This is a genomic window from Solibacillus ferritrahens, from assembly GCF_037027585.1.
Taxonomy (GTDB): domain Bacteria; phylum Bacillota; class Bacilli; order Bacillales_A; family Planococcaceae; genus Solibacillus; species Solibacillus ferritrahens.
Map to the genome: position 1 here is coordinate 228,399 of NZ_JAXCLE010000002.1, position 23,093 is coordinate 251,491.

Genomic DNA, 23,093 nt, shown 5'->3' on the forward strand with positions numbered 1-23,093 from the left:
CGAATGAAGTCTCTAGACGGAATTAAATTTGCTGAAATGGTCCAAATGGGTGCACATCACCTATACCAAAATGCAGCATATGTTGATTCACTAAATGTATTCCCTGTGCCGGATGGTGATACAGGGACAAATATGAATTTATCAATGACATCTGGTGCAGATGAAACAGAAGCAAATGTAAGTGCACATATCGGTAAAACTGCACAAGCGCTATCAAAGGGCTTACTTATGGGAGCACGTGGTAACTCAGGTGTAATTTTATCTCAATTATTCCGAGGCTTCGGTAAAGCAATCGAGAAAGATGCTGAAATTGATGCTAAGGGCTTAGCGAATGCATTCCAAGCAGGAGTAGATACTGCCTATAAAGCCGTTATGAAACCAGTGGAAGGTACTATTTTAACGGTAGCACGTGAAGCTGCGGCAAAAGGTGTCGAAGTAGCAGAAACTGAAGATAATATGATTACGGTAATGGAAGCATTTATCGAAGAAGCAAAACAATCATTAAATCGTACACCAGATCTTTTACCAGTATTAAAAGAGGTTGGTGTTGTAGATAGTGGTGGCCAAGGCTTACTATTTGTTTACGAAGGATTCCTTGCTTCAATGAAAGGTGAACCTTTACCAGCGAAAAATGAATCTTCACTAGATGATTTAATCAATGCTGAACACCATCGTGTACAGGATTTCATGGACACATCTGATATTGAATTCGGATATTGTACAGAGATCATGGTGCGATTTGAAGAAGATAAAACGCCATTTGACGAAGAGCAGTTCCGTCAAGAATTAAATCCAATGGGTGATTCATTATTAGTGATTTCAGATGATGAAATTGCGAAAGTACATATTCACTCGGAAACTCCAGGAGCTGTACTTGCAGCTGGTCAAAAATATGGCAGTCTAATTAAAATTAAAGTAGATAATATGCGTGAACAGCATTCTGCTATCGTAAATGATGCACCAAAAGCACCTGCTAAACAGCAAAAAGCAAAAGTTCCATATGCAATTGTAACGATTGCAATGGGAGAAGGTGTTTCAAATTTATTACGTTCAATCGGTGCTTCCTATGTAATTGAAGGTGGTCAAACTATGAACCCTTCTACAGAGGATATCGTAAAAGCAGTACAGGAAATTGGTGCAGAACGTGTATTAATTTTACCGAATAACAAAAACATTATTATGGCAGCAGAACAGGCAGTGGAACTTTTAGAAATTGAAGCTGCTGTTGTGCCAACAAAAACAATACCTCAAGGGATGGCTGCTATTTTAGCATTCAATCCTGCCGAGTCGGTTGAAGACAACAAAAATAATATGACATCAGGCTTTGCACATGTGAAGACAGGTCAAGTAACATTTGCAGTACGCGATACATCGATTGATGGTGTTGAAATCCGCAAAGATGATTACATGGCATTAGCTGAAGGCAAAATTATTTTATCGACTTCTGAATTGATGAATGCAGCGAAAAAAGTGCTTGAAGGATTAATGGATGAAGATTCAGAAATCGTTACAATCATTTTTGGTGAAGATGCTACAGCAGAGCAGGCAGATGAATTACAAAACTTTATTGAAGAAAATTATCCAGATGCAGAAGTGGAAATTGTTGAAGGTAAGCAATCCCTTTACCCATTCATTCTCTCTGTAGAATAAATAGTAAAAGCAGCTGGGATAATCCGAAAAACATCAATTTTTCTCACAGAGAAATAATTGATGTTTTTCTGTTTGCAATCATGTGGGATTTAATTTACGAGGTAACCTATAATAAGTGGAGATATTCCGCTTTTATTATAGATAAAGTACTTATATGGGCTAAAATAATGAAAGACTTTCCGCTTATCCACGGAATAGGATTTCTTCGTTTATTTTTCAATCAGGAAGAAATGGCCGTTTATCCTTATAATGGTTATTATTCTGTTTTAACAACAAGAAGTTTGTTAATTGCAGAGAAAATGAGTACACTAGAGGTATATGAAAGTATGAAAGAAAATGGAGGATTATCATTATGAAGTTTACATCTGTTTTTGATATTATCGGTCCAGTTATGATTGGGCCATCCTCTTCACATACAGCTGGTGCAGCACGCATTGGTCGTGTCGCACGCGATTTGTTCGGACGTCAACCTAAATGGGTTAAAATCTATTTGTATGGTTCATTTGCTGAAACCTATCGGGGCCATGGCACAGATGTAGCTATTGTCGGCGGATTACTCGACTATGATACAGATGACGAACGTATCAAAACAGCTTTTGCCGAAGCGGAAAAAGCCGGCTTACAATTTGAATTTATTCCTGAAACAGCAAATAAAGAACATCCGAACACAGCACGTCTTTTAATGGGCGATGACGAATCGGAAATGAGTGTTGAGGGTATTTCAATCGGTGGCGGTAAAATTGAAATTAGTGAAGTAAATGGCTTCAAGCTGCGACTTACTGGAGGAATGCCGGCTATTTTAGTCGTACATGATGACCGTGCTGGATGTATCGCAAACGTAGCCAATTGCTTAGCCATGCATGACGTAAATATTGGGCATATGGAAGTATCACGCATCGAACGTGGCTTAACTGCTTTAATGGTTATTGAAGTGGACCAGAATATAGATCACCGTCTATTAGAACAAATTTCTTACATCCCGCATATTACGAAAGTTTCAAAAATTAATAATTAAGGGGTGACAAATATGGATGTATTATTTCGTAGTGTACGAGAATTGGTGGAATTAGCAGAGACAGAAGGAAAGCTTATTTCCGAATTAATGATAGAGCAAGAAATGTTAATTACAGGCCGGTCGCGCGAAGATATTTTTGCACAGATGGATCGTAACTTGACAATCATGGAAGAAGCGGTTGAGCGCGGCTTAAAAGGAGTACAGTCCGTAACAGGTTTAACTGGTGGAGATGCTGTACTCATTCAAAATTATATTAAAAAAGGCAATACATTAGCCGGAGACCTTTTACTTGATGCTGTCAGCAAAGCTGTTGCAACAAATGAAGTGAATGCAGCAATGGGTACAATTTGTGCGACTCCAACTGCAGGTTCAGCGGGAGTAGTTCCGGGCACATTATTTGCTGTGCAAAATAAATTGAACCCAACGCGTGAACAAATGATCCGCTATTTATTCACTTCAGGAGCATTTGGTTTTATCGTGGCAAACAATGCCTCGATTTCAGGAGCAGAAGGTGGCTGTCAGGCAGAAGTGGGAAGTGCATCCGCAATGGCTGCTGCAGCGATTGTCGAAATGGCTGGAGGCACTGCTCAGCAAAGTTCGGAAGCATTCGCAATTACATTAAAAAATATGCTTGGTTTAGTTTGTGATCCGGTTGCCGGCCTTGTAGAAGTACCATGTGTAAAGAGAAATGCAATGGGTGCATCGAATTCACTCGTTGCAGCGGATATGGCGTTGGCAGGTGTGACAAGCCGCATCCCTTGTGATGAAGTTATTGGTGCCATGTATCGTATCGGCCAGGCAATGAGTCCGAACCTAAAAGAAACGGCACGGGGTGGCTTAGCGGCAACACCAACTGGCAAAGCCATTACACATGCGATTTTTGAAGGTGGAGACTTAAAAAGCCTTTTGAAATCACGGGTAAACAGCAATTAATATTTAAGTGGATACCGTCAGAATAACTGTTTGTGCTAAAGATCTTTAAGATTTTTTAGCACAAGCTTTTTTTAGTTTTAAAAGGGAACGTATGCACTTGTTTTATGCTATTCTAAAAGGACAAATATTTCGTAAAGGAAGTGTCGACAATGATCCATGAGCCAGTTTCACAATTAAAAGGTATCGGAAAAGAAACAGCTGAAAATTTAATGAAAATTGGCATACATACCGTTCATGATTTGATTTGGACATTTCCGTATCGCCATGAAGACTTTCGATTGAAAGATTTAACAGAAACACCCCATAATGAGCGTGTCACTATTGAAGCTCGTGTTGAAAGTGAACCAACAGTATTATTTTTAGGAAAAAATAAATCGCGACTTCAATTTACGGCACTCGCAGGAAGACATTTAATAAAAGTAGTATTTTTTAATCAAAATTATTTGCGACAAAAGCTATTAACCGGCAACATTATTACGGTAACAGGAAAATGGGATCGTGGTCGTCAGGTAATTGTTGGTTCCTCAGTAACATTTGGACCGAAAATCGATCAGGTTGATTTCGAGCCGGTATATAGTTTAAAGGGAAATATCCAGCAAAAGCGTTTTCGTAAATATATGCGACAAGCATTAGATACTGTAAAGGAACAATTAACTGACACATTACCGACAGCATTGCGCGAAAGTTATCAATTGGTAAGTATTCAGGATGCGCTTGAAGGTGTACATTTTCCGTTAAATGCTGAACATGCAAAACAGGCGCGCCGTCGTTTTGTTTATGAGGAGCTATTACAATTTCAATTGCGTATTCAAGCCTTAAGAAAAGCAAATAAGGAAAATGAAAAGGGAATTTCAATTCGCTTTGACTTAGAAAAATTAAAGGTCTTTATCGCCACATTACCCTATGAGCTTACGGGTGCTCAAAAGCGAGTAGTCAATGAAATATGTAAAGACTTACTACTCCCGCAACGTATGAACCGCCTTCTCCAAGGGGACGTAGGTTCCGGTAAGACTGTTGTGGCTGCAATCGGTCTTTATGCGGCGGTAACAGCGGGCTATCAAGGGGCTTTAATGGCGCCAACCGAAATTTTAGCAGAGCAGCATGCTGAAAACTTACATACATGGTTTGATGCAATTGGTGTCAAAGTCGCTTTATTATCTGGCTCGACAAAAGCAAAGGCCCGTCGTGAGTTATTGGCACAGCTCGCAACAGGAGAAATTGATATACTGATTGGTACACATGCACTGATTCAGCCGGATGTTCAATTCCATAAATTAGGTTTTGTAATTACAGATGAACAGCATCGTTTTGGAGTGGAGCAACGTCGTGTATTACGTGAAAAGGGAGAAAGTCCAGATGTATTGTTTATGACCGCCACTCCTATTCCCCGTACATTGGCAATTACAGCCTTTGGTGAAATGGATGTTTCTATCATTGATGAATTGCCTGCAGGACGTAAGGAAATCGAAACTCATTGGCTAAAAAAAGAGCAGTTAAATAGTGTATTAATGCGTATGAAACAAGAACTTGCATCAGGTCGCCAAGCTTATGTTATTACGCCATTAATTGAAGAATCCGATAAGCTTGATGTGCAAAATGCAGTCGAGGCTTACGAACAATTGAAAGCATATTTCGGTAATCAATTTGAAATAGGGCTCATGCATGGGCGCTTACATTCAGATGAAAAGGATGCGGTAATGCGCGGTTTTAGTGAAGGTAACATCCATGTTCTTGTTTCAACGACCGTAGTTGAAGTAGGGGTAAATGTTCCAAATGCAACATTTATGACAATTTATGATGCGGAACGATTTGGTTTAGCCCAACTTCACCAGCTGCGTGGACGTGTTGGCCGGGGAGAGCATCAATCGTATTGTGTGCTTATAGCGGATCCAAAAACAAATGAAGGAAAAGAACGCATGATGAGCATGACGGAGACGAATGACGGATTCCGATTAGCTGAAAAAGATTTGGAGCTTCGGGGCTCAGGAGATTTTTTCGGTAAGCGTCAAAGTGGATTGCCGGAATTTAAATTGGCTGATCTTGTCCACGATTACCGTGCTTTGGAAACCGCAAGACAAGATGCTGCTAAAATGCTGTATGAAGAAGCATTTTGGCACGATGATGAATATGAGTACCTTCGTAAAGAGTTAGAGGCTTCCGGTGTTCTGCAAGGTGAACGGATTGATTAGTTATTAGAACAGCTAGAAACATAGGTTTTTTTGGAACGCAGCAAAAATATGTTGCGTTCCTTTTTTTATACCTGTATATTGATATTAGTACCAAGTGCTAATACTAATCTTTTATAAAATTAAAGGTAGGTAACAAATACGTATGAAGCGTTCCAAAAAAGAGCGACAGTCATTATTGACTGAAAAAATCGCCGACAATCCTTTCGTTACTGATGAACAATTAGCAGCTGAATTTAATGTGAGCGTTCAAACGATTCGACTGGATCGGATGGAACTTGCTATCCCGGAATTACGAGAGCGTATTAAAGATGTTGCTGCTAAAAAGTATGATGAAGTAAAATCATTACCACTAGATGAAGTTATCGGTGAAATTATTGACATTGAGTTGGATAATCGGGCTATCTCCATTTTTGATGTTGGAGAAGAGCATGTATTCCAACGCAACGGCATAGCACGTGGGCATCATTTATTTGCACAGGCTAACTCTTTGGCGGTAGCGGTAATTGATGACGAGCTTGCCCTTACAGTAAAATCAAATGTTGCTTTCGTAAAACCTGTTCGTGCGGGTGACCGTGTCGTAACGAAAGCAATTGTAAAGGGGAAAAACCCGGAAAAAAACCGTACATTTGTTGAAGTAATTTCTTCTGTTGATAACGAATTGGTTTTCAAAGGGGAATTTGAAATGTACCGTACGAAAGGTGAATAAATAATATGAAAATAGCAGTAGACGGTATGGGTGGAGACAACGCCCCACAAGCTATCGTAGAAGGTGTGCTACTCGCACTGGAAGACTTTGAGAATATAACAATTGATTTATATGGTGACGAACAAAAAATGGCTCCATATTTAAAAAAACATACCCGTTTAACGATCATACATTGCGGTGAGGTAGTAGAAGCCGAGGATGATCCGGCGCGTGCTGTACGTCGTAAAAAGGACTCTTCAATGGCACGTATGCTGGATGCTGTTGCTGAAGGAAAAGCAGATGCTTGTTTATCAGCGGGAAATACAGGTGCTTTAATGGCGGGTGGTCTATTTAAGGTAGGACGTATAGAAGGCGTATCACGCCCTGCATTAGCAACGACATTACCAACGATGAATGGGGAAGGCTTCTTAATGCTGGATCTAGGTGCCAATGCGGATGCCAAAGCCGAAAATTTACTTCAGTTTGCCATTATGGGTGATATTTATGTAAAGCAAGTACGTGCGCAAAAAGCTCCGCGCATTGGATTACTGAACATCGGTACAGAAGATAAAAAAGGCAATGAGCTGACAAAATCAGCATTTACAATGTTGAAGGAAGCTGACTTTAATTTCAAGGGGAACGTGGAAGCGCGTGAATTATTGAATGGTGTTGCAGACGTTGTCGTAACAGATGGTTTTACTGGGAATATGGTACTCAAAACAATCGAAGGAACTGCGGGTACAATTTTCAAAATGCTGAAAGAAACATTGTTTTCTACAACAAAAACGAAAATCGCAGCTGCTTTAGTAAAAAATGATTTAAAACAATTAAAAGATAAAATGGACTACACAGAATATGGTGGTGCAGCATTATTCGGTTTGAAAGCACCGGTTATTAAAGCTCATGGTTCATCGAATGCACGTGCCATTTATAGTGCTATTCGCCAAGCGACGATTATGGTAGAGCATGAAGTTTGCGAAACGATTGCCAAAACAATCGAGCAAATGCCAAAGCCAGAATAAGAACTTTACAAAGGGGATTATGTAATGACAAAAATTGCTTTTATTTTTCCAGGACAAGGTTCACAATCTGTAGGGATGGGCGCGGAGTTCGTTGGTAATGATGAAAAAAGCAAACAGTTTTATGAGCGAGCAAATGACGTTCTGCAACTTCCGTTGTCGGACTATATGCTGAACGGTCCTCAAGAAACGTTAACGCTAACTTACCATGCTCAGCCTGCCTTGTTAACAACTGGGGTAATGATTGCCAATAAGCTGATGGATGCGGGCGTTACACCGCATTATACGGCGGGACACTCATTAGGAGAGTATAGTGCATTTGTCATTTCGGGAGTTATTGGATTTGAGGATGCAGTAAAAACGGTTCATGAGCGGGGTGTATTTATGGACGAGGCGGTACCTGCAGGTCAGGGAGCGATGGCAGCGATTTTAGCGTTAGATGCTGAAAAACTAGACGCTATATGCCAAAAAGTTTCCGCTGAAGGTGAAGTTGTGCAAGTAGCAAACTTCAATTGCCCGGGTCAAATTGTGATTTCAGGGACGAAACAAGGTGTTGACGAAGCATGCAAAAGAGCAAAGGAAGCAGGAGCTAAACGAGCATTGCCATTAGTCGTAAGTGGTCCATTCCATAGTTCATTAATGCAGAAGGCTGCACATAACTTAAAAAATACGGTAGAAAAATTAATCCTACAAGAACCTAAGATTCCAGTAGTAAGCAATGTTACTTCAGAGCTATTAACATCAGTAGAATCAATTAAACAAGAAATGGTTGCACAAGTAACTAGCTCAGTAAAATGGGAGCAAAACATTGAGAAGCTGATTGCAGAAGGCGTAACAATTTTTATTGAATGTGGACCTGGAAAAGTATTATCAGGTTTAGTGAAAAAAATTGACCGCAATGTACAAACATATTGTGTTTATGATGAGGCGAGTTTAACGCAAGTTATCGAAGCATCAAAGGAGTGGAAACAATGGGTTTAGTTGGTAAGTGTGCAGTCGTAACAGGGGCTTCCCGAGGTATTGGTCGCGCTATAGCGTTACATTTGGCAAGCGAAGGGGCTAAAGTGGTTGTCAATTATAGCGGCAGCGAGCAAAAGGCACTAGAAGTTGTAGAAGAGATTAAAAATAACGGCGGAGAAGCTATTGCCGTACAGGCGAATGTTGCAGAATCCGATTCCGTTCAAAACTTAATGAAAACAGCAATTGATACGTATGGATCGATTGATATTCTAGTAAATAATGCAGGTATTACACGCGATAATTTATTGATGCGTATGAAAGAAAACGAATGGGATGACGTCATCGATACAAATTTAAAAGGCGTTTTCCTATGTACAAAAGCTGTAACACGCCAAATGATGAAGCAACGTTCAGGTCGTATTATTAATATTTCCTCTATAGTAGGTGTAGCAGGAAATGCAGGACAGGCAAATTACGTGGCGGCAAAGGCCGGTGTTATCGGATTAACGAAAACAACTGCCCAGGAACTCGCATCCCGGAATATATTAGTGAATGCTATCGCTCCAGGTTTCATCACAACTGAAATGACGGAAGCATTGCCGGAAGAGATAAAAGAAACAATGTTGAAGCAAATTCCATTAGCGAAACTAGGTCAACCAGAAGATGTTGCGAAAGCGGTTGTATTTTTTGCCTCGGACAGCGCCAACTATATTACAGGACAAACACTGCAAATAGACGGCGGCATGGTGATGGCTTAATATTAAATATATAAGTTTCACCGCCCGTGAAAAGCGAGCTCTAGTTTCGCTTGTTAGTAGTAGAAACCATTATTAGTTATATTATTAATCAGTATTCATTGAGGGGAGGTGACTGATTTGTCTACAGTATTTGAGCGTGTTTCAAAGGTTATCGTTGACCGTTTAGGCGTTGACGAAAGCGAAGTGAAATTAGAAGCATCATTCCGTGAGGATTTAGGTGCAGATTCATTAGATGTTGTTGAGTTAGTAATGGAACTTGAAGATGAATTCGATATGGAAATTTCTGATGAAGATGCAGAAAAAATTGCTACAGTTGGTAATGCAATTTCATACATCGAAAGCAAAATTAGCTAATTCATAGAATTATTGGGGCTGTATTAAAAGTCGATTTGACTTTTATACAGCCCTTTTATGTATTGGGGGAGATAAACGGAGGAATTTTGCTAATTTGGATTTAGTCTTTTAGCAAAAATATAAGTTTTCAGCGCCCTCCTAAATAAGGGGAGATTTTACCGTTATTTGAATGATGTAGCTCATTTTTAGGATAAATAAGGGAACGTTTTACCGTTATTTCAAATAAAATCGTGAAATTTCATGTTTTTTTTAGTCAATAACGGAAATTCCTTCCCTTATTTTGACTATTTTTTTATTTATTTTCGAAATAAGGGAAATTTGTTCCGCTATTTATCTCATTATGCAATTCAATTTCTCCAACGTGCTTTCCCCGTAGCGTAGCAGAACGGACTTCATGAGCAAATCTTATTTTTCAATTTTTACTTTCCCCTCAAACCAAAATTCCGGAAGGGGAAATTAACTGACTTTTCAGGTGAATTATCCGAATTTATTGGAGAAACAAAATAAAAAGGTTTTCGGTACTATTTTGGCTGATACCCTTTGCACAATACTATAGAACAAGGTAAACTAAACGTGAGAAACTAATAGGAAGGCAGAAACTCTATGACCCAAAGAAGAAAAGGGAACAACCACAAACCTGGTGTACTCCCTGAAAAAGTAAAATCGCAATTCCAAATTTTCCAAGATGAAATGAATATTCATTTTCAAAATAAAGCTTTATTATATCAAGCTTTTACGCATTCATCCTATGTGAATGAGCATCGCCGCAAACTATTTACGGACAACGAACGATTAGAATTTTTAGGGGACGCTGTACTAGAATTATCTGTATCCAAATATTTATTTGAAAAATTCCCAAATATGAGTGAAGGCGAGCTTACTAAATTACGTGCATCAATTGTATGTGAGCCGTCGCTCGTTGTATTTGCGAATGAACTTGATTTCGGACAATATGTTTTATTAGGTAAAGGGGAAGAACTAACTGGTGGTCGTGAGCGTCCAGCATTGCTTGCTGACGTATTTGAATCATTTATTGGTGCCCTTTATTTAGATCAAGGCTTAGATGTAGTTGTCGCCTTTTTAGAGCGTATCGTATTCCCTAAAGTTGAAGTCGGTGCTTTTTCGCATGTGATGGATTTTAAAAGTCAATTGCAAGAAATTATACAACAAACAAATAACGGTCTTTTATACTACGAAATTGTTGATGAAAAAGGTCCGGCACACAATAGGACATTTGTTTCCCGTGTGCTGCTAAATGATGACGAATTGGGTATTGGCCGTGGAAAATCAAAGAAAGAGGCTGAGCAGCAAGCGGCGCAGAGTGCCATGCTAATGCTTAAGCAGTCAAAGCAAGAGGGGGAATAACATGTTCCTTAAGAGACTCGAAGTAATAGGTTTTAAATCTTTTGCCGAGCGAATCGGAATCGATTTTGTCCCGGGTGTTACAGCAGTTGTAGGACCAAATGGAAGTGGGAAAAGTAATGTAACTGATGCGGTTCGCTGGGTATTGGGTGAACAGTCTGTTAAAAGTTTACGTGGTGCTAAAATGGAAGATGTTATTTTTGCAGGAAGCGAATCACGTAAAGCATTGAATTTTGCAGAAGTAACACTTGTACTGGATAATACAGATCAGCAAGTAGCGATACCATACACTGAAGTAAGTGTAACTAGACGTGTATATCGTTCAGGTGAGAGCGAATATCTACTTAACAATCAGCAATGTCGCCTAAAGGATATAACGGATTTATTTATGGATTCAGGACTCGGAAAAGAAGCATTTTCCATTATTTCGCAAGGACGAGTTGATGAAATTTTAAACAGCCGTCCCGATGATCGCCGCAGTATTTTTGAGGAAGCGGCTGGTGTACTCAAGTACAAGCAACGCAAGAAAAAAGCGGAGCATAAGCTTGTTGAAACGGATGAGAATTTAAATCGTGTTTTAGATATTCTGCATGAAATTGACCAACGTCTTGAACCGTTAAAAATTCAGGCATCAAGTGCAAAAGATTATGTTCGTATGACAGAGGAATTAAAAGATTTTGATATTGCATTAATGGTGCATGACATCAGTACATTTGAAAATACATTGCAAAATTATATTAAAGAACAGCAAAAACTAAATACGGCAGAAAAAGAACATGCCATCGAGATATCAAAAGTTGAACAACAATTGCGTAAAATGCGCAATGAGTTAAAAGCAATTGATGACGTATTGGATAGTTCGCAAGAGCAGCTTGTTGAAGCCAGTGCTGAAGTAGAGCGCTGGGAAGGACGGAAAGCGCTATTTAACGAAAAGCGCTCGAATGCCGAAAAGCAAGCGCAACAATTGCATGAAAGCTTAACAGAAGCATCAAACACTGTTATTGAACTGGAAAAAGCAAAGCAGGAAAAACATCAGCAATTCACTGAAAAACAAAAAATAGTTTCACAAATTCGTTCGGCCTTGAAACAAGTTGATCAGGCATTGACGCGTTCAGCTTCTGAAATTGAACAGGAAATTGAAGAAGCAAAAAATACGTATATCAATTTGCTTAATGAAGAGGCAACAGTTAAAAATGAATTAAAACATATTGATCAACAATTAACGCAAGAGCAGGCTTCTGTAGAACGTATGACAGGTCGTTCTTCAGAAGTACAAAAAGATTTGACGGAAGCCCTTTTGGCAAAGGAAATGACAGAGCAGGCCCTTGAGCAGACTGTACAATCCGTTAAAGAACAACTTAGCCAATTTGATGTAATGCAAGTTCAATTAAAAGCTTCTTCATCAGATTTAGATGAGAAGCAGGCGCTATTATATAAGGCATATCAACATCATCAGCAATTAAAGGCACGAAAAGAAACATTGGCGGAATTAGAGGCTGATTTTTCCGGGTTTTTCCATGGTGTTAAGGAAGTGTTATTAGCACGTGATCGTGGGGAGCTGCATGGAATTGAAGGTGCTGTAGCGGAACTGATTCAAGTTGAGGCAAAGTACTCTCAAGCAATTGAAACCGCATTAGGTGCAGCATCTCAGCATATTGTTACAGTAAACGAACAACATGCCCAAAAGGCAATAACTTGGCTGAAGCAAAAGCGTGCAGGACGGGCAACATTTTTACCGAAAACAGTTATGCGTTCTCGAAAAATCCATGCACAGCAACTAAGTGATATTCAATCACACCCAGCATTTATTGCATTAGGATATGAGCTTGTTAGCTATGCACAGGAAAATACGACAATAATTGAAAACCTTTTAGGTAATGTACTTGTAGCCTCTTCATTAGAGGGTGCGAGTCAAATAGCGCGTTTATGTGGATTTAAATACCGTGTTGTAACTCTTGAAGGAGATATCGTAAATGCAGGTGGTTCATTGACAGGTGGTGCTTTGAAACAACAAAGCTCACTATTTTCAAGGAAAGCCGAGCTCGATAAACTTGTCGCTACATTAGAGGGGATGGAAGCAACAATCCATTCCGCTGAGCAGACAGTAGCGAAGAAAAAAGAACAAATTGCCGAAATGCGTGATGCATTGGAAGAGTTGAAGCTTCAAGGTGAGTCGATGCGAGAGCAAGAACAGATTCATCGGGCAAAGCTTTTAGAGTTGGATATGATTGTGAAAAGTTTGCAGACGACTGCTACGATTACACAATCGGAGCAATCATCCGTTTCTACAAGAAAGCAATCGTTAAGTGTAGAGCAAAAAATTGCCCAAAAAAGATTAGCAGAATTGAGCGAAGAATTGCAGGAAATACAGCAAACGGTTGATGAGCTCACACTCGCTAAAACTCAAAGTGAAACGCAAAAAGATGTATTACGTGAACAGTTGGCAGTCCAACGATCAGAACTTGCAGTTGCACAAGAACAGTTAACGCAAGTACAGGCATCCATTGCAGGAATTGAGCTAAACTTAACGAAAGCACAGAATACGGTCGAAAAAATTTCCCAGGAAATAGAGTGGATCGAATCTGAAGATGGATTAAACGGACCTTCTGCAGATGAGTTGGAACAAACAATCATTCAATGGGTGACAAAAAAGGAAGCATTAACAGAGATTATTCAAAAAAATCGTTCATCTCGTTCAGTTCTACACGAACAAATTACGGAAAATGAAATTCATTTACAGGAAATTCAGCGTGTACATAAAAGTTATGTTGATGCATTGCGAGCTTTAGAATTAAAGCGCAATCGCACTGAATTTGAAATGAATAATTTACAAGAGCAGCTACTCGAACAGTATGAGTTGGATTTCTTATCTGCTCAGGCCGAAGTAATTGATATAGAGAATGAAGAAGATGTGCGCCGTAAAGTAAAGTTATTAAAACAATCCATTGAAGAGCTTGGTCCAGTCAACCTGTCAGCAATCGAAGAGTATGATCGGGTGCAGGAACGCTATACATTTTTAAGTGAACAGCGAGAAGATTTAGTCTCTGCAAAAGATACGCTACACAAAGCGATTGGTGAGATGGATGAAGAAATGACGGAACGATTTAGCGAAACATTTAGGCAAATTCGTCAGCAATTCGTTATTTCATTTAGGGAGCTATTCGGAGGCGGTACAGCAGATCTAGTATTAGTGGATCCTAGTAACATGCTAGAGACAGGCATTGAAATTATTGCCCAACCACCAGGAAAAAAACTGCAAAGCTTAAGTTTGCTCTCTGGTGGTGAACGTGCATTGACAGCCATTGCTCTATTATTTGCTATTTTAAATACACGACCTGTCCCATTCTGTATTTTAGATGAAGTTGAGGCAGCATTGGACGAATCGAATGTAGCACGATATAGCGATTATTTACGTAAATATAGTGACCATACACAATTTATCGTCATTACTCACCGTAAAGGTACGATGGAAGGTGCGGATGTTCTATATGGAATTACAATGCAGGAATCAGGTGTGTCGAAGCTTGTTTCGGTAAAACTGGAAGAACAAACGGAATTAGTAATGTAAGGGAGTGTCAATAAATGAGCTTTTTTAAACGACTAAAAGAAAAGCTAACTGGCGGTAATGAGGAACTGGAACAAAAAGTTGACCAACCAGAGCTTGATGAACAGCAACTGGCTGATAGCCTCCAACCTAAATTGATTGAAGAAACGGCAATAAAAAACTCCGTGGAACAAGAAGCGGTTGAAGTAGATGTTAATGTTTCACGTGTGGAAGAATCAACACCTCAAGAAGAACCGTCACTGAGCGATAGTGATACAGCGTTAGTAGTTGTTGATGAACAGGCAGAAGAACAAATTAAACCTTCTGCGTGGTCCATCACACAAAAATTCAAAGCCGGTTTGGAAAAGACGCGTAATTCATTTACTTCCAAAGTGAATGATTTAGTAGCCCGTTACCGTAAAGTTGACGAAGATTTCTTTGAAGAACTAGAGGAATTACTGCTACAAGCAGACGTAGGATTTGAAACGGTTATGGATTTAATGGATAAATTGCGCTATGAAGTACAGCGTCAAAATATTAAAGATACAAACGGTATTCAATCCATTATCTCTGAAAAATTGGTAGAAATTTATGAATCTGGTGAAGAAAACTTAACTGACTTAAACATTCAGCAAGATGGCGATTTAACAGTTATTTTGTTCGTTGGTGTTAATGGAGTTGGTAAAACAACGACAATTGGTAAATTAGCGCATCGTCTGAAATCTGACGGTAAATCAGTTATGCTTGCTGCAGGTGATACATTCCGTGCAGGCGCAATTGATCAGTTACAAGTGTGGGGCGAACGTGTTGGGGTGGAAGTAATTGCACAATCTGAAGGTTCTGACCCGGCAGCGGTGATGTATGATGCGATTCGTGCAGCGAAAAAACGCGGTGTCGATATTTTAATTTGTGATACAGCCGGTCGTTTGCAAAATAAAGTCAACTTGATGAACGAACTTCAAAAAGTACACCGTGTCATTTCACGTGAAATTCCAAATGCACCACATGAAGTGCTATTGGCATTGGATGCAACAACAGGTCAAAATGCGCTAGTACAGGCACAAACTTTCAAAGAAGTAACGAATGTTACAGGTATTGTATTAACAAAGTTGGATGGTACTGCTAAAGGCGGTATTGTATTGGCTATTCGCAACAAATTGCATATTCCAGTAAAATTCGTTGGCCTTGGTGAAAAAATGGATGACTTGCAGCCATTTGATGCAGAACGTTATGTTTATGGTTTATTTGCTGATGGATTGGAAAAGGAATTAGAAAAAATAGAAGATTAAATATGAACGAGCAACAGAGGAAATTTGTTGCTCGTTTTTTCCGTTAACATTTTCCTTGGACAAGGAGATTACCTTGACAGTAACTGCTCACAAGATTATGATAAGATAGACAAATTATGATTGGAGAGATAAAATGCTACTTGAAAAAACAACACGCATGAACTTTCTCTTCGACTTTTATCAAGCACTATTAACAGACAAACAGCGCAGCTATATGGAACTTTATTACTTGGACGATCACTCGTTAGGAGAGATCGCCGAAAGTTATAACATTTCACGCCAGGCAGTTTATGATAATATTCGCCGTACTGAGGCGATGCTTGAAGAATATGAAGAAAAATTAAATTTATTCGAAAAGTTTCAACAACGTCAACAAGTATTAAAACAATTGACGAATGCGATACAAGATGAAGCTTCTACAGTAGAATTGAAGCTGGCATTGGTTGAACAATTAAAGGAATCGGATTAGGAGGCGAACGAGTTGGCTTTTGAAGGTTTAGCAGAGCGACTCCAAGGTACGATCCAAAAGATTAAAGGTAAAGGGAAAGTTACGGAACAAGACGTTAAAGAAATGATGCGTGAAGTCCGATTTGCCTTAATCGAAGCGGACGTAAACTTAAAAGTAGTAAAAGAATTCGTTAAAAAGGTTAGTGAGCGTGCGGTCGGCGTCGACGTTATGAAGTCATTAACGCCTGGTCAGCAGGTCATTAAAATTGTACAGGATGAATTGAAGAACCTAATGGGTGGAGAACAAAGCCCTATTAAATTCAGCAACCGTCCCCCAACAATCATTATGATGGTAGGGTTACAAGGTGCCGGTAAAACGACGACTACAGGTAAATTGGCAAATGTATTACGTAAAAAATACAATAAAAAACCACTATTGGTTGCAGCGGATGTATATCGTCCAGCCGCTGTTCAGCAATTACAGACAATTGGGAAGCAGCTTTCTTTACCAGTGTTCTCACTTGGTACAGAAGTCTCCCCAGTTGAAATTGCACGTCAAGCGATTGAACATGCAAAAGAAGAGCATCATGATGTTGTATTAATCGATACAGCCGGCCGTCTCCATATTGATGAAGAACTGATGCAGGAGCTAAAGGATATTCGAGCATTAAAAGAGCCGGACGAAGTATTTTTAGTTGTTGATGCGATGACAGGTCAAGATGCGGTAAATGTTGCGCAAAACTTTAATGAAGCAGTCGGCATTACGGGGGTTGTTTTAACAAAATTAGATGGTGATACACGTGGTGGTGCGGCTTTATCAATCCGTGCCGTTACTGAAAAGCCGATCAAATTTGTTGGTATGGGCGAAAAAATGGATGCATTGGAGCCATTCCATCCAGAACGCATGGCATCACGTATTTTAGGAATGGGTGACGTATTATCACTCATTGAAAAAGCACAGGCGAACGTTGATATGGAAAAAGCGAAAGAACTTGAAGAAAAGTTTATGACGCAATCTTTCACGTTTGATGACTTTATTGAGCAGCTTCAAGCCGTGAAAAAAATGGGACCGCTGGATGAATTATTAAAAATGATTCCAGGTGCAAACAAAATGAAGGGCTTAGATAATGTCAAGGTTGATGAAAAGCAAATGGGGCGCATTGAAGCAATTATTTATTCGATGACACCAAAAGAAAAGACAAACCCTGAAATTATTTCGGCGAGCCGCAAAAAACGTATCGCAACTGGTTCAGGCACGACAATTCAAGAAGTAAACCGCTTATTGAAGCAGTTTGAAGATATGAAAAAAATGATGAAACAAATGACAGGTATGACGCAGGGTAAAGGTAAGAAAAAGATGAAAATGCCTGGTTTAGATTCGTTATTTAAATAAAAAAAATAGGGTGTTAAGAAAAAACACTTTACAAACCACTAAGACATTGATAATATAATATCTTGTGTGAAACTTATTCGGAGGTGCTATATAAAATGGCAGTTAAAATTCGCTTAAAACGTATGGGAGCTAAAAAATCTCCTTTCTATCGTATCGTAGTTGCAGACGCTCGTTCACCACGTGACGGCCGTCAAATCGAAACAGTAGGTACTTACAACCCACTTACAGTTCCAGCTACAGTACAAATCGATGAAGAGAAAGCTCTTAAATGGTTAACTGATGGTGCAAAACCATCTGATACTGTACGTAACCTGTTCTCAGAACAAGGTATCATGGAAAAATTCCATAACGCTAAATACAGCAAATAATTCAATGATTAATTCGGAGGTGGCATTATGCAGCAGCTGATTGAAGCAATTGTTAAACCATTAGTCGATTATCCTGAAGACGTTCGTATTGAGACGGATGAAACTTCAAATCGAGTTGTTTATAAGCTTTTTGTTCATCCAGAGGATCGAGGGAAAGTGATAGGCAAGCAAGGACGTGTTGCGAAGGCAATTCGTACGATTGTGTACTCAGCAGCGGGCGGCCACCAGAAGAAAAAGACATATGTCGATATATTGGATTAATAAAAGAAGGGTGGCATTTTGCTAACCCTTCTTTTTTTGTTATGATAATTCAATCAGCGATATTTTATTGAATGATTACAACTAGTTGATTGGAATGGAGGTGGTGACTCCAGCGGGAAGAGCGAAATTTATTTTGCGACGAAAGCATAGCGTCAGGAGCACCGTCGCCTGAGATACAGGCTCAGGCCGTGCCCGCGGAAAGCGTCCACCGAAATGGAAATCAACGGGATATTAGAGGTGGAATATACATGGAATGGTTTAATGTAGGACGTATTGTAAATACACATGGAGTTCGTGGAGAACTTCGGATTTTATCGACAACAGATTTTGAAGAAGAGCGTTTTGCTGTAGGTTCTAAATTAGCGGCATTTAAAAAGGATGATAAAAAGCCGACTTGGGTAACAATCGCTTCATCCCGTCGCCATAAAAACTTTATTTTAGTAACATTTGAAGGAATGGAAAACATTAACCTAGTGGAGCCTTTTAAGGAAGGTCTACTGAAAATAACGATGGATCAGCTGGAAGAAGACGAGCTGGATGAAAACGAATACTATCACTTTGAAATTAAAGATTGTGAAGTGTTTTCAGAAGAAGGCGAATTAGTTGGAGTTGTAACCGACATTCTGGAAACCGGCGCCAATGATGTATGGGAAGTTAAAGCATCAGGCGGTAAAAAGCATTACATTCCTTATATTGAGGATATCGTAAAAGAAATCGATGTCGAAGAGAAGAAAATTATTATTCATGTAATGGAAGGTCTATTAGAATGAAGATTCATGTATTGAGTTTATTTCCTGACATGTTTTCAGGTGTCTTTGGTGCATCGATATTAAAAAAGGCTCAGGAAAAAGGTGCGGTGGAGTTAGCAGTAACAGATATTCGGGACTATAGTGAAAATAAGCAAAAGCAGGTTGATGACTACCCGTATGGTGGTGGTGCAGGAATGGTATTAAAGCCAGAGCCAATGTTTAATGCTGTTGAGGCTATTACGGAAGGTCGCAAGCCACGCGTTATTTTAATGTGCCCACAAGGTGAGCGCTTCACCCAGAAAAAGGCAGAGGAATTAGCGAAGGAAGAAGATTTAGTATTCTTATGTGGTCATTATGAAGGATATGATGAGCGTATTCGTCAATATCTTGTAACTGATGAAATTTCCATTGGTGACTTTGTGTTAACAGGAGGAGAGCTTCCAGCCATGACGGTAATCGACGCGGTTGTCCGCTTATTGCCGGGGGTACTTGGGCAGGAAGATTCGCATATCCAAGATTCATTTTCCACAGGGCTACTAGAGCATCCACATTATACACGACCGGCTGATTTTAGAGGTATGAAGGTACCGGATATACTGTTGTCAGGTAATCACGCGAAAATCGATGCCTGGCGTGAGGAGCAATCATTTGTCCGTACATTGGAACGCAGACCCGATTTATTCGATGCATTAGAATTGACGGATAAACAATTGAAATTGCTTGAAAAGATTAAGAGTGAAATGTAAAGCAAAACTACTTGCAAGCTTGTAAATTTTATGATAAGATTCATTTTGTGCTTCTATGTAGGCACTGAATTACGGTGTTCCGCTGTGGCTGAGATTAGCGTGCAAGAGCATCTGTCCAAGGAGAGAAAACAATGTCAAACATTATTACAGAGATCACTAAAGATCAATTACGTTCAGACTTACCGTCATTCAAACCAGGTGACACAGTTAAGGTACACGTTAAAATCGTTGAGGGTACTCGTGAGCGTATCCAATTATTCGAAGGTGTAGTTATTAAACGTCGTGGTGGCGGAATTAGCGAAACTTTCACAGTACGTAAAATTTCTTACGGCGTTGGTGTAGAGCGTACTTTCCCAGTACACACTCCAAAAATCGCTAATTTAGAAGTAGTTCGTAAAGGTAAAGTACGTCGTGCTAAACTTTACTACCTACGTAACCTACGTGGTAAAGCTGCTCGTATTAAAGAAATTCGATAAGAACTATTTAGAAGGGGCTTGTATCTACAAGTCCCTTTCTTTCTTTCTTTCTTTCTTTCTTTCTTTCTCAAATAAATTGTATTAAATATACGTTTATATACATAAAGCTTATTAGTTGGATAAATAAATACAGGTTAGATTTTTGCTTGAAATACATATTTCGTATACAATAAATGTGATGAGCAAGGGGGATAGCTACGTGGAAAAAACTGAAAAAGAAAAAAATGAGCTGTGGGAATGGACGAAAGCTCTACTTATTGCGTTTGCAATTGCCGCATTTATTCGCTACTTTTTATTTACACCGATTGTAGTAGATGGGGACTCAATGATGCCAACCCTTGAGAATGGTGATCGGATGATTGTTAACAAATTTAGCTATAAAATCGGCGAACCTAGTCGCTTTGACATCGTCGTATTCCACGCACCTGAACAAAAAGATTATATAAAACGCGTCATTGGCGTTCCAGGAGACTTTGTGGAATATAAAGATGACCAACTATACATTAATGGTGAAGCGATTGATGAACCATATTTAGATGCATATAAAGCACAAATTAGCGAAGGCAACTTAACAGGTGACTTCTCCCTAAAAGATATTGATCCATCATTAGATGTAATTCCAGAAGGTTATGTATTCGTAATGGGCGATAATCGCCGCTTCAGTAAAGATAGTCGTCATATCGGTATTGTCGAGCAAAAGGAAATTATCGGTAATACGAGTATTATTTTCTGGCCATTAAGCGAAATTGAAATCGTAAAATAATATTTATCGTTCTAAATTATAAATATTGTCTAAAATGAGGGGGATAGTCTAAACTCCTCATTTTTTTGTTTAAGAAATTATCATTATCACAAATGTGAATAACTAAGCAATGGGTTTCTAAGTTTTAAAAAAAAGCAGGAAGTCTGGGCTGAACGAGTAACACAATTGTAAATGAATAGAGATATGAACTATTTTCAGGAGGTATTAATATGACAATTCAATGGTTTCCCGGACATATGGCAAAGGCGCGTCGTCAAGTATCGGAAAGTTTAAAGCTAGTAGATATCATTTTTGAACTGGTGGATGCACGTTTGCCTTTATCATCACGTAATCCAATGATTGATGAGGTAATCCATCAAAAACCACGTCTACTTGTTTTAAATAAACAGGATATGGCAGATGAGCATGAAACACGTCGCTGGATTCAATATTTCGCTGACAGAGGATTTAAGGCAGTGGCAATCAACTCATTGGAAGGTAAAGGCTTACAGGCGGTCACAAAAGCTGCACAGGAGATCCTAGCTGACAAATGGGACCGTATGAGATCAAAAGGTATGAAGCCTCGTGCAATTCGGGCAATGATTGTAGGGATTCCGAATGTAGGGAAATCAACATTGATTAACCGTTTGGCAAAGAAAAACTTAGCGAAGACGGGAAATACACCAGGGATCACGAAAGCACAGCAATGGATTAAAGTCGGTAAAGAGATCGAACTTCTGGATACACCAGGTATTTTATGGCCGAAGTTTGAGGATCAGGAAGTCGGCTACAAGCTTGCTCTGACAGGTGCCATTAAAGATACAATTACTAATATGGAAGACTTGGCTGTATACGGCTTAAACTTTTTAGCATTACATTACCCAAATCGAATGGAAGAACGTTATAAAATTTCCTCTGTGTCTGAAGAATTAGTTGAAACATTTGATGCCATTGGAAAATTACGTCGTGTATTTGGACAAGGTGGGGAAATTGATTACGATCAAGTAGCAGTATTGATTGTACGTGATATTCGTGATCAGCATCTTGGAAAGCTCACATTCGACTTTGTGTCTGAGCAAGTTGAAAAAGAGCAATTAGCGGAAGCGATTGAAATAGAAAATGAAGAACGTCGACAAAAAACAGCAGCACTTCGTCGCCAACAAAAACAAGAAACTGAGCAATAAAATTAGGAGCAAAGCCTTTTTCATTATTTGAAAAAGGTTTTTTCTTTTATAATAAAAAGAATAGACGATATAACAGTTAGATCCAAAGTTAAGTTGATTGGAATTAAGGGTAGGATCAAAAGTTATACCCGTAATAGAAATCAACTCTATATAATTAGTTACTATGAACATAAAAGATTAGAGGAATATAAATGAAAACAATCAAAGAGATAACAGAAGCATTAAAGGCATCTACACAAATTGAGCCGTGGATGGATCAGATTGCACAAGATGAACGTGCAGGTGTAATGAAAGTATGGACGCAATTTCAAAAACGTTTAGAAAAAGTAGAGGTACTGCAAAAAGCGCATGACGAGAAACTACAATTTGATGCAGGGTATCTGCCATATGAAGACGCTTATATAGCAGGTACTGATGAAGCGGGACGAGGTCCATTAGCGGGACCTGTAGTAACAGCGGCAGTTATTTTACCAAATTACTGTCAGGAATTGTTAGGTGTAAATGATTCAAAGTTATTGTCTAAGGAGAAGCGCAAAGAGTATGCGGAGCGAATAAAAAAACATGCACTTTACTATGCCGTTCATTTTCAAAGTGTAGAAGAAATTGACCGCTTGAATATTTATGAGGCGACACGGCAATCGATGTTAAAAAGTATAGAAGCACTTGAGGCAACGCCACATTTTATTTTAGCGGATGCAATGACGTTATCGGTAACGATTCCCCAAGCGTCAATAATAAAAGGTGATGCACGTAGTTTAGCGATTGCAGCAGCGTCCATTTTAGCTAAGACAGCACGTGATGAGTATATGGAAAACTTGGATTTACAACACCCACAATACGGATTTGCACAACATGCCGGCTATGGTACAAAGCAGCATTTAGAAGCACTCCAGCAGCATGGACCAACAGCTCATCACCGAAAAACATTTGAACCGATAAAATCGATGCTTCAAAGAAGGGAGTAATGGC

The 23,093-nt window shown here is 39.3% G+C and carries 23 protein-coding genes; all 23 read left to right on the forward strand.

The genetic code is table 11. The annotated features are described in order from the left end of the window. Positions 1-3 precede the first annotated feature (3 nt). The 23 genes from SNE38_RS03220 (at position 4) to SNE38_RS03330 (ending at position 23,089) form a co-directional block, all read left to right on the forward strand. Positions 4-1,650, forward strand: coding sequence for a DAK2 domain-containing protein (locus SNE38_RS03220; protein ID WP_336045884.1), 1,647 nt, complete (start codon positions 4-6; stop codon positions 1,648-1,650). 167 nt (positions 1,651-1,817) lie between these two features. After that, a complete protein-coding gene (locus tag SNE38_RS03225) occupies positions 1,818-2,006 on the forward strand; it encodes a hypothetical protein (RefSeq protein ID WP_336045845.1) in 189 nt (62 codons plus the stop codon). Continuing rightward, positions 2,003-2,665: an L-serine ammonia-lyase, iron-sulfur-dependent subunit beta gene (sdaAB, locus tag SNE38_RS03230; RefSeq protein ID WP_191702349.1), complete on the forward strand. Its 663-nt coding sequence runs from the start codon at positions 2,003-2,005 to the stop codon at positions 2,663-2,665. Before SNE38_RS03225 ends, sdaAB begins: the two co-directional genes overlap by 4 nt. 12 nt (positions 2,666-2,677) lie before the next feature. Then, positions 2,678-3,598: an L-serine ammonia-lyase, iron-sulfur-dependent, subunit alpha gene (gene sdaAA / locus SNE38_RS03235; RefSeq protein WP_191702350.1), complete on the forward strand. Its 921-nt coding sequence runs from the start codon at positions 2,678-2,680 to the stop codon at positions 3,596-3,598. A gap of 149 nt (positions 3,599-3,747) precedes the next feature. Next, positions 3,748-5,787: an ATP-dependent DNA helicase RecG gene (recG, locus tag SNE38_RS03240; RefSeq protein ID WP_191702351.1), complete on the forward strand. Its 2,040-nt coding sequence runs from the start codon at positions 3,748-3,750 to the stop codon at positions 5,785-5,787. Between the two features lie 142 nt (positions 5,788-5,929). Then, the gene (fapR, locus tag SNE38_RS03245; RefSeq protein WP_191702352.1) at positions 5,930-6,493 is read left to right on the forward strand and encodes a transcription factor FapR; all 564 of its coding nucleotides are present in this window, start codon (positions 5,930-5,932) and stop codon (positions 6,491-6,493) included. 5 nt (positions 6,494-6,498) lie between these two features. Then, positions 6,499-7,494, forward strand: a complete 996-nt coding sequence (plsX, locus tag SNE38_RS03250) for a phosphate acyltransferase PlsX (protein WP_191702353.1) — start codon at positions 6,499-6,501, stop codon at positions 7,492-7,494. Between the two features lie 24 nt (positions 7,495-7,518). Further along, positions 7,519-8,472 carry an ACP S-malonyltransferase gene (fabD, locus tag SNE38_RS03255; RefSeq protein WP_191702354.1) on the forward strand — a complete coding sequence of 318 codons (954 nt, stop codon included), beginning with the start codon at positions 7,519-7,521 and terminating at the stop codon, positions 8,470-8,472. Beyond that, the gene (gene fabG, locus SNE38_RS03260; protein ID WP_191702355.1) at positions 8,463-9,209 is read left to right on the forward strand and encodes a 3-oxoacyl-[acyl-carrier-protein] reductase; all 747 of its coding nucleotides are present in this window, start codon (positions 8,463-8,465) and stop codon (positions 9,207-9,209) included. Before fabD ends, fabG begins: the two co-directional genes overlap by 10 nt. Before the next feature lie 117 nt (positions 9,210-9,326). Further along, entirely contained in the window at positions 9,327-9,563 is a 237-nt protein-coding gene (acpP, locus tag SNE38_RS03265) for an acyl carrier protein (protein ID WP_191698438.1), read from the forward strand. Positions 9,564-10,166: 603 nt separating this feature from the next. Next, the gene (gene rnc / locus SNE38_RS03270; protein WP_191702356.1) at positions 10,167-10,928 is read left to right on the forward strand and encodes a ribonuclease III; all 762 of its coding nucleotides are present in this window, start codon (positions 10,167-10,169) and stop codon (positions 10,926-10,928) included. A gap of 1 nt (position 10,929) precedes the next feature. Continuing rightward, positions 10,930-14,493 (forward strand): chromosome segregation protein SMC, encoded by a 3,564-nt coding sequence (gene smc, locus SNE38_RS03275; RefSeq protein WP_191702357.1) that lies wholly within the window; start codon positions 10,930-10,932, stop codon positions 14,491-14,493. A gap of 14 nt (positions 14,494-14,507) precedes the next feature. Further along, complete coding sequence (gene ftsY, locus SNE38_RS03280; protein WP_336045846.1) at positions 14,508-15,758, forward strand: signal recognition particle-docking protein FtsY; 1,251 nt, start codon at positions 14,508-14,510, stop codon at positions 15,756-15,758. A gap of 133 nt (positions 15,759-15,891) precedes the next feature. After that, positions 15,892-16,227 (forward strand): putative DNA-binding protein, encoded by a 336-nt coding sequence (locus SNE38_RS03285; protein WP_191702359.1) that lies wholly within the window; start codon positions 15,892-15,894, stop codon positions 16,225-16,227. A 12-nt stretch (positions 16,228-16,239) separates the two neighbouring features. Continuing rightward, the gene (gene ffh, locus SNE38_RS03290; RefSeq protein ID WP_336045847.1) at positions 16,240-17,598 is read left to right on the forward strand and encodes a signal recognition particle protein; all 1,359 of its coding nucleotides are present in this window, start codon (positions 16,240-16,242) and stop codon (positions 17,596-17,598) included. A 95-nt stretch (positions 17,599-17,693) separates the two neighbouring features. Next, complete coding sequence (gene rpsP / locus SNE38_RS03295; RefSeq protein WP_008403312.1) at positions 17,694-17,966, forward strand: 30S ribosomal protein S16; 273 nt, start codon at positions 17,694-17,696, stop codon at positions 17,964-17,966. Between the two features lie 27 nt (positions 17,967-17,993). Next, on the forward strand, positions 17,994-18,227 hold the full coding sequence (locus SNE38_RS03300; protein WP_008403311.1) for a KH domain-containing protein: 234 nt from the start codon (positions 17,994-17,996) through the stop codon (positions 18,225-18,227). 248 nt (positions 18,228-18,475) lie between these two features. After that, complete coding sequence (rimM, locus tag SNE38_RS03305; protein WP_336045848.1) at positions 18,476-18,997, forward strand: ribosome maturation factor RimM; 522 nt, start codon at positions 18,476-18,478, stop codon at positions 18,995-18,997. Beyond that, positions 18,994-19,722 carry a tRNA (guanosine(37)-N1)-methyltransferase TrmD gene (gene trmD, locus SNE38_RS03310; protein WP_336045849.1) on the forward strand — a complete coding sequence of 243 codons (729 nt, stop codon included), beginning with the start codon at positions 18,994-18,996 and terminating at the stop codon, positions 19,720-19,722. Before rimM ends, trmD begins: the two co-directional genes overlap by 4 nt. A 131-nt stretch (positions 19,723-19,853) precedes the next feature. Continuing rightward, positions 19,854-20,198 carry a 50S ribosomal protein L19 gene (gene rplS, locus SNE38_RS03315; protein ID WP_191698429.1) on the forward strand — a complete coding sequence of 115 codons (345 nt, stop codon included), beginning with the start codon at positions 19,854-19,856 and terminating at the stop codon, positions 20,196-20,198. Between the two features lie 199 nt (positions 20,199-20,397). After that, a complete protein-coding gene (gene lepB / locus SNE38_RS03320) occupies positions 20,398-20,961 on the forward strand; it encodes a signal peptidase I (RefSeq protein WP_318245167.1) in 564 nt (187 codons plus the stop codon). 209 nt (positions 20,962-21,170) lie between these two features. Continuing rightward, positions 21,171-22,124 carry a ribosome biogenesis GTPase YlqF gene (ylqF, locus tag SNE38_RS03325; protein ID WP_191702362.1) on the forward strand — a complete coding sequence of 318 codons (954 nt, stop codon included), beginning with the start codon at positions 21,171-21,173 and terminating at the stop codon, positions 22,122-22,124. 191 nt (positions 22,125-22,315) lie between these two features. Next, the gene (locus SNE38_RS03330; RefSeq protein ID WP_191702363.1) at positions 22,316-23,089 is read left to right on the forward strand and encodes a ribonuclease HII; all 774 of its coding nucleotides are present in this window, start codon (positions 22,316-22,318) and stop codon (positions 23,087-23,089) included. Positions 23,090-23,093: the final 4 nt, after the last annotated feature.